This window comes from Paraburkholderia sp. BR14320 (genome assembly GCF_040948665.1).
Lineage (GTDB): Bacteria > Pseudomonadota > Gammaproteobacteria > Burkholderiales > Burkholderiaceae > Paraburkholderia > Paraburkholderia youngii.
Genome location: NZ_JBFPKG010000032.1, coordinates 1 through 13,981, shown reverse-complemented (window position 1 = coordinate 13,981; position 13,981 = coordinate 1). Strand labels below are relative to the sequence as shown.

The window sequence follows — 13,981 nt, the reverse complement described above, 5'->3', positions numbered from 1 at the left end:
GCGGTTCCTTCTAATTCCGGATTTACGCGTGGTTTGGCCCGCTGAACCGCCAATTGCTTCGCCTCCGATGATGCTAGCGTTGCATTCGGCGGCCTACACCCGCAGCCCGCGACTCTTCAGCCGATAAACCAGCTGCGGCCGCGTAATCCCCAGCGTGCGCGCGGCCGCCGACAAATTGCCCTGCGCGCGCTGCACCGCGCTTTTCAGCAGCGCGGTTTCGATATCGTCGAGCGAGGTCGGATCGATGTCGCCGCTCGCGCCCATCAGCAGATCGTTCACTTTTCTGACAACGCGTTCCGCTTCGCCGCTGCCGCCCGCCTGCTGATCGAGCAGCGAGCCCGACGGCATCAGCGAGCCGTTGGTGCCAAGGCCGAACATCTGCGCGTCGATGGTTTCGCCGCTCGTGAACAGATGGCCGATGTCGATCGCCCCGCCGTCCGGCGCGAGAATCACGCCGCGCTCGACCAGGTTCTCCATCTCGCGGATATTGCCGGGCCAGCCGTAGCTCAATAGCGCATCGAGCGCGCGGCCGGTGAAGCCGGTCACGTCGCGCCCGTGACGTTCGCGGTATTTGTGCAGCATGTGATTGAGCAGCACCGGCAAGTCCTCGCGCCGCTCGCGCAGCGACGGCACGCGAATCGGAAACACGTTGAGCCTGAAATACAGATCTTCCCTGAAGCGTCCGGCGCGAATCTCGTCCTTCAGGTCGAGGTTCGTCGCCGCGATCACACGCACGTTGACGCGGCGCGTCTGCGTATCGCCGACCCGTTCGATCTCGCCTTCCTGCAACGCGCGCAGCAGCTTGCCCTGCGCGGTCAGGCTCAGAATGCCGATCTCGTCGAGAAACAGCGTGCCGCCGTCGGCACGTTCGAAGCGGCCCGGCCGGCTGTGTGTCGCATCGGTAAAGCCGCCGCGCTCGACGCCGAACAGCTCCGACTCGACCAGCGCCTCCGGGATCGCCGCGCAATTGACCGCGACGAACGGACCGTCGCTGCATGCGCTGATCCGATGCAGCGTGCGCGCGCATACCTCCTTGCCGACGCCGCTCTCGCCGAGAAACAGCACGGTCGCGCGCGTGCTCGCGACGCGCCGGATCATATGGCAGACGGCATTGAAACCGGGCGACGCACCGACCATGTTGTCGTCGCCGAATGCGGTCGGCGTGGGCGGCGGGGTGCCGCCGAGCAGGGCGACGGCTGGGGCGTGCCTGGCCTCACGTTTGACCGCCGCGGCCGACAGCCCCTGCGTGAAGGACTGCGCCTGCATGAAGCGCAGATCGTCGGCGGCTTCGTCGCCCCATTCCTCGACCGGCTTGCCGACGATCCGGCATTGCGATTGCCCGAGCGCGCGGCACTCGACCTCGCGATAGATGACCGGGCGTCCAATGAACACGCTCGTATAGCCCGACGCATAACCGATCTGCGTCCAGCACACGGGCTCCGCACCGATTCCGTAGATACGGATGTGCTCCTCGTCTTCCGCGCAGTTCTTCCAGATGAACTCGCCGTAGTACTGGCCTTTCTCGACGTCGATTTCGAGCCGCACCGGCTCGACCACGGTCATGCCTTCGAGCATGTGCAATTGCGGGCCGACCGCGAACATTTCGGTAATCGAACTATCCGGACGCGCCTTGCGCGCGAGTTCGGCGTCGCGTGCACCCGAGTTGTAGCTCATGCGCGTGAGCAGGCCGCGCGCCGCGTCGATACCGAGACTGTCGATCAGCTCGCGACGCATCACGCCGACCGAGCCCGTGTGCACGAGCAGCATGCGCTGATCGCCGAGCCAGATGCGCCCGTCGCCGGGCGCGAAGTGCAGCCGGGACATCAGGTCCGCGATGTCTGGATAGCGCAGGCTGTCCACACAGTCGCCCTTGGGCGAGACCATCGACATGCGCGGGCTCGCCGCGGGCTTGCTTCGGGTGGCCATCTGAATTCGTCTCCAACTGCTTGTCTATGTGGATTGCCGGCAAATGCCGGCCGTCAGTATGCAATGCCACGCGCAGTGCTGTATCGCGAATCGCGCGACGAGCGCCTCCGGGTGTTCCCTGATAACGAATTGATCGGTTACGCAATGCGTGCGAGCGGCCGGTTTCGATCATTTGATCTAGCCCACGCCCGCGCGCGTTTCGCCGCGCCTGCGCCGCGCGAATCGCCGCTCTATGTTTGGGCATTGATTCACAAGGGATTGTGCGCCTTTCGCCGCACGGAGCGCGGTCTTTCCGGGTTCGTTGGCATAGCAGTTGCGTTAATAGGCCCGCTGCCGCCGATTTGAACCAAAACGTGCAGTGACGGATAACGCAAAACCATCTGGAGACAGTGATGCCCTCGCATACACCCCACGCCGAACCGGTCTCGCGACCCTTCGACGTCACGCGGCGCTATGTCCGCGTGCGCGAGCAGCGCGACGACGGTTTCGTCGAGTTCGATTTTTCGATCGGAGATCCGGGCTTGAGCGTCGAGCTCGTGATGAGCGCTCACGACTTCGCGTCTTTTTGCGCGAATCATCGCGTGTGCCAATTGAGCGACGACGAAGCCGCGGCGCTCGATCTCGAACAACTGAAGTGGCGCTACGGCGAGCCGGGTGTCAGCGAATGAAGCGCGCATGACCGTCGAAGGCCCCGCATAACAGACAAGGAGACACCGCATGCAGATCGACATCAAGACGTCCTCGGTTCAGCAGATCCGCCAGACTTTCTCGCACGTCGCGAGAAGGCTCGGCGCAGACAAACCGGCGTCGCGCTATCAGGAAGCGACGCTGGAGCTGCAGCCCGAAGACAACTTTCATTATCGCCCGCTGTGGCAGCCGGACTTCGCGCTCTACGACAAAGGCCGCACGGCGATCCGCATGAACGACTGGTACGCGTTCAAGGACCCGCGCCAGTACTACTACGGCGCGTACACGATCGCGCGCGCCCGGCAGCAGGATGCGATGGAAAAGAACATCGAGTTCGTCACGCGGCGGCGTCTGCTCGCCGACTTGCCTGACGACGCGAGAGCGCGGATCGCCGCGCTGATGGTGCCGCTGCGCCATATCGAATGGGCGGCCAATACCAACAACTGCTTCGTGAGCGGTTACGGCTGGGGCACCGCGATCACGCAGGCGACGATGTTTCATGCGATGGACCGGCTCGGCATCGCGCAGTACCTGTCGCGTATCGGTCTGCTGCTCGATGGCAATTCGGGCGCGTCACTGGTCGTTGGCAAGGCGCATTGGCTCGACGATCCGCTGTGGCAGGCCCTGCGCCGGCTGGTCGAGGACACGATGGTCGTGCAGGACTGGTTCGAAACCTTCGTCGCGCAGAACGTCGTGCTCGATGGTCTGCTGTATCCGCTCGTGTATCGGCATATCGACCAGCGTCTGTCGCGCGACTACGGCGCGGCAATCGGCATGTTGAACGAGTTCGCGAGCACCTGGTACGACGAAACGAGCCGCTGGGTCGATGCGACGTTGAAGACCGCGGTGGCGGAGTCGACGGATAACGCTGTGCTGCTCGGCCGGTGGATCGCGCAGTGGCGCTCGCGCGTTCTCGATGCGCTGTGCCCGCTGGCGTTGGAAGCGCTCGGCGCGGACGAAGCCGAAGCGGCGTTCGCCGATATCGCCCAGGCGTTCGATGCGCGCATGCAGAAGCAGGGTGTGCCGCTCGTGGCGGAGCACGCAGAACAGCAAATCGGGGAGGCCAAACATGGCTGATTCCGTATTCATCGCGTTTCAGGCCAACGACGACTCGCGCCCGATCATCGAGGCGATCGAGGCGGACAACCCGCACGCCGTCGTCAACGCGTTTCCGGCGATGGTCAAGATCGACGCGGTCGGTCGGCTCGTGATCCGGCGTGAGTCGATCGAGGAGCGCATCGGCCGCGACTTCGATCTGCGCGAGCTGCAACTCAATCTTATTTCGCTCGGCGGCAACATCGACGAGACCGACGACGAATTCATTCTCGAATGGAAGGCCTGAGCGGCCGCGATCAATCGCATGGGAGACGCACGATGAGCACCACGAATACCACGCCGAAAAAACTGAGCATCAAGGAAAACTACGCGATGCTGACGCGCGGCCTTGGCTGGGACACGACCTATCAGCCGATGGACGAGGTCTTTCCATACGACCGCTTCGAAGGCATCAAGGTCCACGACTGGGACAAATGGGAAGACCCGTTCCGTCTGACGATGGACGCCTACTGGAAATATCAGGGTGAAAAGGAACGCAAGCTGTACGCGATCATCGACGCGTTCCAGCAGAACAATGGCCAGTTCAACGTGACGGACCCACGCTATATCAACGCGCTGAAGCTATTCCTGACCGGCGTGAGTCCGCTCGAATATGCGGCGCACCGCGGCTTCGCTCTGGCCGGCCGCAACTTTCGCGGCGCCGGCGCGCGAATCGCGTGTCAGATGCAGGCGATCGACGAGCTGCGTCACGCGCAGACGCAGGTTCATACGATCAGCCACTACAACAAGTTCTTCAACGGCTTTCACGACTTCAAGCACATGCACGACCGGGTCTGGTATCTGTCGGTGCCGAAGTCGTATTTCGAAGACGCGATGAGCGCCGGCCCGTTCGAGTTCGTTACCGCGATCTCGTTCTCGTTCGAATACGTGCTGACCAATCTGCTGTTCATGCCGTTCATGTCGGGTGCCGCCTTCAACGGCGACATGGCGACGGTGACGTTCGGCTTCTCCGCGCAGTCCGACGAATCGCGCCATATGACGCTCGGACTCGAAGTGGTGAAGTTCCTGCTCGAACAGGACCCGGGCAACGTGCCGATCATCCAGAAGTGGATCGATAAATGGTTCTGGCGCGGCTACCGGCTGCTGACGCTCGTCGCGATGATGATGGACTACATGCTGCCGAAGCGGATCATGTCGTGGCAGGAAGCATGGGAAACCTACTTCGAGAAGAACGGCGGCGCGCTGTTTCACGACCTCGAACGCTACGGCATTCGCATGCCGAAGTATCACGAGGTCGCGTCGAAGGAGAAGGATCGCATTTCACACGAGGCGTGGGGCATCTTCTACAACTACACGCACGCGGCGGCGATGCACACATGGATTCCGTCGGATGACGAAATGAACTGGCTCGCCGAAAAGTATCCGGCGACGTTCGACAGGCTGTATCGTCCGCGCTTCGAGTACTGGCGCGAGCAGCAGCAAGCGGGCAAGCGCTTCTACAACAACACGCTGCCGATGCTGTGCCAGGTCTGCCAGGTCCCGATGGCCTTCACCGAGCCCGACGATCCGACCAAAACCTGCTACCGCGAAAGCGACTATCTCGGCAACAAGTATCACTTCTGCTCGGACGGCTGCAAGGACATCTTCGACAACGAGCCGGAGAAATACGTTCAGGCCTGGTTGCCGGTGCATCAGATCTATCAGGGCAACTGCTTCGAGAAAGACGCGGACCCGAGCGCCGCCGATTTCGATCCGCTCGCCGAAGTGCTGCGCTATTACCACATCAACGTCGGCGCGGACGGCCACGAATTCGAGGATTCGCCCGACAGGAAGAACTGGCTGCGCTGGACCGGCAAGCCGAGTCACGGCGGCGAAGGGACCAAGGAAAGCGCGACCGATACCGCATCGCAAAGCACGCCGGCCGCGCAGGCTGCGTGATTCGCCCACGCCAACCGAATACGAAGGAGACACACCATGTCAGTTATCGCGCTCAGAGAAGGCTACACGGGCGAAGTGAAAGACCGGGAGGAGAACTTCCACGGCAACCGGCTGCTGTTCATCGGCTGGGAAGATCATTTGATGTTCTGTGCACCGCATTGCATTCCGGTGCCGCCAACGATGACGTTCGCGACGCTCGCGAACGACGTGCTGCCCGGCATCTATTCCGCGCATCCCGACTGGGAGAACGTGAAGCTCGACGATATCGAATGGTTCCGCTCGAACGAGCGCTTTACGCCCGTGTTCGATCGGACGCTCGAAGAAAACGGCTTGCGCCACAAGGCGCTGGTCCGTTTTCGCACGCCGGGTCTGACCGGCATTCGCGGATCGTGCAGCTAGGCCGCGGGTTCACCGGATCAGAGAAACAGGAGACGCTGACATGAGCTACCAGCTAACCATCGAGCCGATCGGCCATACGATCGAGATCGCCGAGGAACAGACCATTCTCGACGCCTGCCTGCGCGCCGGCGTCTGGCTGCCGCACGCGTGCTGCCACGGTTTGTGCGCGACCTGCAAGGTGCAGGTGGTCGACGGCGAGATCGAGCACGGCAATGCGTCGCCGTTCGCGTTGATGGATTTCGAGCGCGACGAACGCAAGTGCCTCGCGTGCTGCGCGACCGCCCAATCGGATCTGACGATCGAAGCCGATATCGACGAGGACGCCGACGCGCGCCACTTCCCGGTCCGCGATTTCACCGGCCGCGTGAAGGACAGCATCGATCTGACGCCGACGATCAAGGGCATCTTCGTCGAACTGGACGGCGACGGCATCGAGTTTCAGGCGGGTCAGTACGTGAACGTGCAGATTCCCGGCGAGGACACGCCGCGCGCGTTTTCGCTCGCCGGCAAACCGGGTTCGTCGACGCTGATCGAACTGAACGTGCGGCGCGTGCCGGGCGGCAAAGGCACCGGCTATCTTCATGAAGCGCTGAAGCCCGGCGACGCGCTGCGTTTCAGCGGTCCGTTCGGCCGCTTCTTCGTGCGTGCGTCGGACCCGCAGCCCGTGATCCTGATCGCGGGCGGCTCGGGATTGTCGAGTCCGCGTTCGATGCTGCTCGATCTGCTCGAACAGGGCGACACGCGGCCGATCACGCTGGTGTACGGCGCGCGCGATCGCGCGGAGCTATACTACCACGACGAGTTCGCCGAGCTTGCCGAGCGGCACGCGAACTTCACCTATGTGCCGGCGCTGTCGAACGAGGCCGAAGGCAGTGCATGGGAGGGTTTTCGCGGCTTCGTCCACGAGGCCGCGAAGGCGCATTTCGGCGGCGATTTTCGTGGCCACAAGGCGTATCTGTGCGGACCGCCGGTGATGATCGAAGCGTCGATCCGCGCGCTGATGCAGGGGCAGTTGTTCGAGCGCGACATCTACACGGAGAAATTCCTCAGCAATGCGGACGGCGCCGAAGCGCTCGCGAAAAGCCCGTTATTCCGGTCGATCTGAAGCATCATGAAGACACTTACGCCGCGGCGGCAGAGGTTCGGTATTTAGATCAGGACGTCGCTTCGGTGTGATCGAGCCATTGCGCGAACTCGTGCCGCAACTGCGCGATATCGAGCGGCTTGCCGAGCAGCCGCGCACCCGGAATCGCCGCCCCGATCTCCGCGCTGCGACCGTAGCCCGACACCAGCAGCACGCGGATTGCGGGCTGCACTTGCCGCACGGCGCGCGCGAGTTCGTCGCCGGACATACCGGGCAGCGTGAGGTCGGTCAACAGCACGTCGTAGTGTTGCGCGGTCGCGAGCGGCAGCGCTGCTTCCGCGCTCGCGACCGCGGTGCACGCGAGACCTAGCGCGCCGAGCAGTTCGCCAAGCGCCTCGCGCGATTCGCTGTCGTCCTCGACGAACAGCACGCGTGCGGCTTCCTGGGCCGCGCGCGGCTGGGTCGCCTTTGGCGGCTTTTTCTTCGGCTCTTTTTTCGACGTTTTCTGCGGCGCCTTCGTGACGCCGTACGTGTTGACGGCTTCGTACGCCGCGGGCGGAACGCATGCGGCGATACCCGCTTCTCGCATCTCGGCCGCGCGGTCCGCGCGGGCGGCGCCCGCACGTAGAACGTTGCGCACCATGCGGGCGAGATCGTCGCGCCGGTACGGCTTCGATAGCAGCGTGATTCCCGCGTCGAGCTTGCCGTGGTGGACGATTTCGTCGCGCGTATAGCCCGATGTGAACAGCGTGGGCAGAGGCGGCGTGCGCGCGGCCGCGCGTTGCGCGAGTTCGACGCTCTTCAGCTTGCCGGGCATCACGACGTCGGTAAACAGCAGATCGATCGGCATGTCGCTGTCGATAAACTCGAGCGCCGCGTCGCCGTTCGATGCGGTCAGCACCTTATAGCCGAGCTGCGCGAGCATTTCGACGGCGGTCAGCCGCACGTCGGCATCGTCCTCGACGACGAGTATCGTTTCGCCGCCGCCGACCGACGCCGCGGTGCCGTCGACGGTCTCCGGCGTCTCCGCCTCGCAGCAGCGCGGAAAGAACAGCGACACCGTCGTGCCGCGTCCCACTTGGCTTTCTATCGACACCTGTCCGCCGCTTTGACGCGCGAAGCCGAACACCATGGACAGGCCAAGGCCGGTGCCGTGGCCGTCGGGCTTGGTCGTGAAGAACGGTTCGAACACGTGTTGCAGCACTTCGGGCGGCATCCCCGAACCGGTGTCGGCAACCGAGAACTCCACGTATTCGCCCGGCGACAGGTCGGGTTTGCCGCGGCAGAACGCGGCGTCGAGCGTGCGGTTGGTCGCGCGCACGGTGAGCACACCGTCGGCGCGCATCGCGTCGCGTGCATTGATCGCGAGATTGAGCAGCGCGTTTTCGAGCTGGTTGCGGTCGACCTGCACGTTCCACAGATCGTCGCTGAGCACCGTGTCGATCCGCACCGTTTCGCCGAGCGCGCGGTGCAGCATTTCGCTCATGCCGGTCAGCAGGCGGCGCGGATTCAGCACGGTCGGCGACAGCGGCTGACGCCGCGCGAACGCGAGCAGATGCGCGGCGAGCTTCGCGCCGCGTCTGACGGCATCGGTCGCGGCGGAGAGACGCCGCTGGGTGACGGGGTTGTCGTCGGCGTCGGCGGCGAGCATCTGCAGATTGCCGTTGATCACTTGCAGCACGTTGTTGAAGTCGTGCGCGACGCCGCCCGTCAGGCTGCCGATCGCTTCCATCTTCTGCGCCTGGCGCAGCTGCTCCTCGGCGAGCGCGCGCGCCGCAATCGAATCGGCGACGCGCTGCTCGAGTGTTTCGGTTAGCTGAAGAAGCTGCTGTTCGGCGATCTTGCGCTCGTGAATGTCGATCAGCACGCCCGGAAAACGCGTGGGTTCGCCGTGTTCGTCGAACTGGCAGCGGCCGTTCGCCTGCACCCACATATAGCCGCCGTCGGGACGCCGGATCCGGTACTCGGCGCGAAAGGGCTCGCCGCTGCGGATCGCTTCGGCGGTCAGGCGGTCGTTGAGCGCCTGGTCGTCGGGATGGATGATCTGCGTGGCGGCATCCCGCGCGACGCCTTTCAACGCTGTATCGCGCCCAAATGAAAAGGTGCGCGCGAAGCGTTCGTCGCCGGTGACCTCGCCCGTGCGCACGTCGAGCACCCAGGTGCCGAGCACCGCGCCGGTGTTCAGCGCAAGCTGCAGGCGTTCGTTGGTCTCGTGCAGTTCGGTTTCGGCTTGCTGGCGCAGGCGCTCGGTGAGCACGCGCCCGGTGGTTTCGACGACCATCGAGAGCACGCCTGCCGGCGCGCCGCTGTCGCCCGCGACGGGGCTGTAGTACAGATCCATCCACACGTCTTCCGGCTTGCCGTCGCGCAGCAGCACGAGCGCCTTGTCGCGATACGACAGCGTGCCGCCGGCGAGACAGGTGACCATGACGTGACGGTTGAAGTCGGCCACTTCGGGCCAGCCGTCTTCGACCGGACGGCCGAGCAGATACGGATGCCGGCCGCCCGCGAAGACCGCATAGGCGTCGTTGTAGATCATGTAGCCGGGCTCGTCCCACAGCAGCACGAGCGGCATCGGCGACGCGAGCATCGTCAGGACCGTCGAGTTCAGACTGCGCTGCCAGTTTTCGATCGCGCCGAGGCTGGTCGCACGCCAGTCGAATTCGCTGATGCGTCGCGCCATCTCGCCGCGCCAGCCGGCGCAGCCGTAGTCTTGTGCCGGAAAAGGCATGCAGCGCTCCACCTGAATTCACGTCGAAAATGGTCGGCTCGGGACCGAAGCTTCGAGGGCTTCGGACAGCCTCGCGAGCTGCAATTATTGTATGGCACATCGCCGTACCGTTGATGCTTCGAGAACGCTATTCGGGGTTTTGCCGGGTAAGCAGCCATGTCCGAAAACGTACCGATTCGGCACGTCGTTCGATGCACGGGCAACATTTACCGCGAGGCGCGTTTGCAGCGCAGCGAAAGCGGAAGAAGCGCCCGCTTTTCCGGCGTGGATCGACACGCGACGTACGCGCTATGCGAGGCAATGCGAATGAACGTGGGGCGTCAGTTGGACAACGACAGATACTGCGAGGTCAACGGCACCGGCGGGAACGGCTGCAAACCGGTCTGCTTGTTGAAGCTGTAGCGCACGTACACGGCCGCAAGCCACTCGCGATATTCATAAGCGTTGCCGAACGACGCGGTTGCCCCGACCGCGAGCTGCGGCGCGAGCTGATATTCGCCAACGCCGCTGATCGAATACGACACACCGGTCTTGCTCTGCCCCGGGTAGACGGCGGTCAGACCGTTGCCGAGGGATTGCGCGGCGGCGGCCGCGTCGCCCTGGCGCGACGAGCCGTCGTTCAATGGGAAGTAGTTCGACGCATCCTCGCGGTAATGCTGCACGCCGATCGAGCCTTTCACGTCGTACGTAAACAGGCCTGCGCGGCCCGACCATTCGACCGGCAGATTCAGGATCACGTACTGCTGCGGACTGAAGTAGCCGCCCTGGCCGTACGTGAAGAACGACAGATTGCGGTTGTAGCCCATGATCGTCGTGTTCACGCCGACCGTCAGCGTCTGGTCGGCGTCTTTCAGCAGACGCGTGTAGACGCCGCCGCCACCCTTGACCGCGTTGTTGCTCGGCACGTTGTTGCCCATGTAGTGCTGATACGACGCGTTCACGTACAGGCCGCTCGTGCCGTCGTCCCACGCGAGGCTGGCGCGCGCGCCGGTCGACGTGACGCCGCCCCATTCGAGGCCGGCGGCCGCATCGCGCGCGCCCGCATACGACAGCAGGCTGTCCGTCACCGCGCGCCGCGCGACCGCGATCGAGTACGACACCTTGTCGGTGATGCCGCCGTTGTATTGCGCGCCGCCGACGATGTTGGTCTCGCGAAAGCCGATCGGCGTCACGCCGATATCGCCGCTGATGCTGCGGCTGTCGTAGCCGACCGACAATCCCACGCCGCTCGCGGTCTGGCTGCCATAGTTGTTGGTGCCGTTTACCGCGGCGTTCTTTGACGAGTCGGTCGAAAGCCCCGCGCCGAAGCGCGCGAGCGTCGACGTACTGTTCGACGCGGTGCCGGCGTCGAGCGTGACCGGGGTCGCGGTCACGACCACGTGACCGTTGCCCGCCTTGATGCGCCCCTGGATCGGCGCCTCGATGTCGGTCAGCGACGACAGGCCGTCCTCGCCGACGCGATTGCGGAAGATCAGGCCGCCCGACACGGTGCTCGACTGCTCGCGATTGATCTGCGCAAGCTCCTCGGCGACGCCGAGCGTCTGCGCGTTTGCGACGTTCGGCTGCGGGTTGTTCCGCGCGCTGCCGCCGGGCGGGTAGTACGGCTGTGCATAGCCGGCCGGCGGTTGCGGAATGTACGGCTGCTGCGCGTAGTAGCCCTGGTTCGGGTATGGCGGCTGCGGTTGATAGGGCTGCTGCTGCGGGTACGGCTGATACGGCTGATACGGCTGAGCATAGCCCTGCTGCTGCGGATACGGCGGCGGTTGCTGCGCATAGACCGGCGCCGGCTGGCTCGTTTTCGCGGTGCTCTTCTTCGTGTTCTTCTTCGCGCTGTTGCGGGTCGATCCGTATGGCAGCGGCGTCGCCGACGCGGCGTTGGCCTGCGCTTCGCGCGCGGCCGGCGACATCGGCCATGGAGTGGCCGCATAGCCGTCCTGCGCGCCGTAGGGCTGCTGCGGATACGCCTGCTGCTGCGCATAAGGCTGCGGCTGCGGATAACCCGCGTTGTACTGCTGCTGCGGCATCGGCTGCATCGGCGCTGGGCCTTGCCCCGGATAAGGCTGCAACGGCGTGCCCGACTGGCTCGAGCCATAGGATTCCTGGCCGTAGCCGCCGACCTCGGCGGCGGAGCGGGGCGCTCCATATGGTGCGGCGACGGGGGCGGGCTGCACGGCGGGCGCGTTATAAGGCGTCGCGGCGGGCGCCGTATAAGGCGCGACATACGGCGCGGGCGGAGGGGGCGGCGGATAGTTCGGCACGGTCTGCGTCGGCGAGGAAGACTGCGTGTTCAGGAACGGAAGCGCGGGACGCGCGCCATTGTCGGCGTCGCTCGAAGTCGCGATCGCCGTCTTGCCTTCGAAGGGATTGGTGCCCGGCAGCGGCGTCGCGCCGATCTGGCTCATCGCCGCTTCCCAGCCGCGCGGCACGTTGCTGCCTGCGGTTCGGGGCGCGTTCGCGACCAGCGGCGTATTGGCCGCGACCAGCGAGCGTTGCAGATAGGTCGACGCGAGCGACAGATTGCCTTGGGCGCGATACATGCGGCCCACCGTCGCGAGCACGCCCGGATCGTTCGGTGCGAGGGCGAGCGCCTGGTTCGCGAGCGTTTCGGCGTAGCTGAACTGCTTCGAGCCGGCCGCGGCCGAGATCGCCGCCTGCAGCAGGCTCAGGTCGTCGGGGCGACGCTGCAGCGCGACGCGAAAGCTCGTGAGCGCGTTGCGGTCGTCGCCCGCGCTCGCGTACATGCGCCCGAGCGCGGCCTGCAGGTCGGGGTTGTCGGGCATCGCGGCGAGCCATGGCGCGATCACCTCGTAGGCGCTTGCGAGATCGCCGCGCAGGCGTACCGCATCGGCCTGCCGGATGACGATGCCGAGATTCAGGTTGTCGAAGTCGTTGCGCTGCTGCGGCGTCAGCTGCGTGGCCTGCAACTGGCGCATCACGTTGCCGAGCTCGACCTGCTGGCCTGCCGCGGACAGAATGCCCGCGTACTGCAGCAGCAGATCGGTATTGCCGGGCGCCGCGCTCATCGCGGCGCGCACGAGACCCAGCGCGCGGGTCGAATCGCCGGCCTGCTGGTACGCGCCGGCGATCACGCCGATCAGCTCGGGGTTGTTGCCGGCCACCGGCTCGGCGGCGCGCAGGGTCGCGATGGCCTGCTGCGTCTGGCCGTTCTTCGCCATGCGCGTCGCGAGATCGGCCTGCTGATGCACCCACAGCCGATGCTGCAAGGTCGTCATCGCGTCGGTGCGCTGCGCGGGCGCAATGCGGTCGAGCTGCGCGAGACCGGTCGACCAGTCCTGCGTTTCCGCCGACAGCAGCGCACTCGCGTACAGCGCATCGGTCATGTCCGGATGGGTGGCGAGCAGGCCGTCCATCATGCTGCGCGCATTCGCGACGGCGCCCTGGCGCACGTAGATGCGCGCGAGGTCGAGCCGCAGCCACGGATCGTCGGGCTTGTTCAGCAGCGCGTCTTCGAACAGGCTGCGCGCGGTGCCGAGGTCGCCGCGCGCTTCGGCCGCGCGTGCCTGCGCCGCCTGCGCATCGCCGCGCAAACGGTCGATGCCGCCGACCTTCGCCTGTTGCTCCGCGTTCAGCTGATTGGCGAACTGCAGCGCTTCGTCGGCGCGGCCCTGTGCGGCGAGCGCGCCGACGAGGCCGCGAATCGCGTCGGGGTTGTCGGCCTGGCGGCGCAGCGCCATCCGGTACGCCTGCTCGGCGCCGGCCGGGTCGCCGGTCTGAAGCAGCATTTCGCCGAGCTGCACCTGCGCGGTCACGTCCGAAGGATTCAGCGCGATCGCGCGCTCGAACAGCGCCTTCGCCTTCGCGAACTCGCCGTTGCTGCGCGCGCCGATCGCTTCGCTCGTGTAGGTCCAGTAGGTCGCGCTGTCGAGCGCGGTTTTCCAGCGCGCCGGATTGGGGCCGCGCGAGGCGCGCTCCAGGTAGTTGCGCGCGTCCGCGAATCGCTCCTGCTTCAGCGCGGCGATGCCCATGCCGCCGAGCGCGTCGGTATCGTTAGGACTGTTTGCGAGCACCGACGAGAACCTGGCGCGCGCGGTCACGACGTCGTCGCGGTCGAGCGCGGCGAAGCCCTCGGCGATCACGCGACCGCGCACGTCGGCGGCGGCGTTTTGCTGCGTGCGGGCGCGCGCCGCGGCGTCCTGCTG

General features: G+C 65.3%; 9 protein-coding genes. 6 read left to right on the top strand and 3 right to left on the bottom strand.

What is annotated here, in order from left to right:
- Nucleotides 1-93: 93 nt before the first annotated feature.
- Nucleotides 94-1,926 carry a sigma 54-interacting transcriptional regulator gene (locus AB3X89_RS25620; protein ID WP_368585785.1) on the bottom strand — a complete coding sequence of 611 codons (1,833 nt, stop codon included), beginning with the start codon at nucleotides 1,924-1,926 and terminating at the stop codon, nucleotides 94-96.
- 392 nt (nucleotides 1,927-2,318) lie between these two features.
- Here AB3X89_RS25620 and AB3X89_RS25615 point away from each other — a divergent pair, with 392 nt between their 5' ends.
- Genes AB3X89_RS25615 through AB3X89_RS25590 form a run of 6 tightly spaced genes read left to right on the top strand, consistent with a single transcriptional unit; the run spans nucleotide 2,319 to nucleotide 7,111 of the window.
- Nucleotides 2,319-2,594, top strand: coding sequence for a phenol hydroxylase subunit (locus tag AB3X89_RS25615; protein WP_368585784.1), 276 nt, complete (start codon nucleotides 2,319-2,321; stop codon nucleotides 2,592-2,594).
- 49 nt (nucleotides 2,595-2,643) lie between these two features.
- A complete protein-coding gene (locus AB3X89_RS25610) occupies nucleotides 2,644-3,690 on the top strand; it encodes an aromatic/alkene monooxygenase hydroxylase subunit beta (protein WP_368585783.1) in 1,047 nt (348 codons plus the stop codon).
- Entirely contained in the window at nucleotides 3,683-3,955 is a 273-nt protein-coding gene (locus tag AB3X89_RS25605; RefSeq protein ID WP_129957605.1) for an MmoB/DmpM family protein, read from the top strand. The genes AB3X89_RS25610 and AB3X89_RS25605 overlap by 8 nt, the downstream gene beginning before the upstream one ends.
- A gap of 32 nt (nucleotides 3,956-3,987) precedes the next feature.
- On the top strand, nucleotides 3,988-5,607 hold the full coding sequence (locus AB3X89_RS25600) for an aromatic/alkene/methane monooxygenase hydroxylase/oxygenase subunit alpha (protein WP_368585782.1): 1,620 nt from the start codon (nucleotides 3,988-3,990) through the stop codon (nucleotides 5,605-5,607).
- A gap of 36 nt (nucleotides 5,608-5,643) precedes the next feature.
- Entirely contained in the window at nucleotides 5,644-6,006 is a 363-nt protein-coding gene (locus AB3X89_RS25595; RefSeq protein WP_368585781.1) for a phenol hydroxylase subunit P4, read from the top strand.
- Between the two features lie 40 nt (nucleotides 6,007-6,046).
- Nucleotides 6,047-7,111 carry an NADH:ubiquinone reductase (Na(+)-transporting) subunit F gene (locus tag AB3X89_RS25590; protein WP_368585780.1) on the top strand — a complete coding sequence of 355 codons (1,065 nt, stop codon included), beginning with the start codon at nucleotides 6,047-6,049 and terminating at the stop codon, nucleotides 7,109-7,111.
- 49 nt (nucleotides 7,112-7,160) lie between these two features.
- Here AB3X89_RS25590 and AB3X89_RS25585 read toward each other — a convergent pair whose 3' ends face one another.
- Both AB3X89_RS25585 and AB3X89_RS25580 read right to left on the bottom strand, forming a co-directional pair.
- Entirely contained in the window at nucleotides 7,161-9,821 is a 2,661-nt protein-coding gene (locus AB3X89_RS25585) for a response regulator (RefSeq protein ID WP_368585779.1), read from the bottom strand.
- A 320-nt stretch (nucleotides 9,822-10,141) separates the two neighbouring features.
- Nucleotides 10,142-13,981 (bottom strand): cellulose synthase subunit BcsC-related outer membrane protein (locus AB3X89_RS25580; protein ID WP_368585778.1); only part of this gene is annotated, 3,840 nt, incomplete at its 5' end.

What these genes read in the sequence shown, in the direction of transcription:
- AB3X89_RS25620 (WP_368585785.1), bottom strand. Translation starts at nt 1,926, where the DNA reads ATGGCCACCCGAAGCAAGCCCGCGGCGAGCCCGCGCATGTCGATGGTC.
- AB3X89_RS25615 (WP_368585784.1), top strand. Translation starts at nt 2,319, where the DNA reads ATGCCCTCGCATACACCCCACGCCGAACCGGTCTCGCGACCCTTCGAC.
- AB3X89_RS25610 (WP_368585783.1), top strand. Translation starts at nt 2,644, where the DNA reads ATGCAGATCGACATCAAGACGTCCTCGGTTCAGCAGATCCGCCAGACT.
- AB3X89_RS25605 (WP_129957605.1), top strand. Translation starts at nt 3,683, where the DNA reads ATGGCTGATTCCGTATTCATCGCGTTTCAGGCCAACGACGACTCGCGC.
- AB3X89_RS25600 (WP_368585782.1), top strand. Translation starts at nt 3,988, where the DNA reads ATGAGCACCACGAATACCACGCCGAAAAAACTGAGCATCAAGGAAAAC.
- AB3X89_RS25595 (WP_368585781.1), top strand. Translation starts at nt 5,644, where the DNA reads ATGTCAGTTATCGCGCTCAGAGAAGGCTACACGGGCGAAGTGAAAGAC.
- AB3X89_RS25590 (WP_368585780.1), top strand. Translation starts at nt 6,047, where the DNA reads ATGAGCTACCAGCTAACCATCGAGCCGATCGGCCATACGATCGAGATC.
- AB3X89_RS25585 (WP_368585779.1), bottom strand. Translation starts at nt 9,821, where the DNA reads ATGCCTTTTCCGGCACAAGACTACGGCTGCGCCGGCTGGCGCGGCGAG.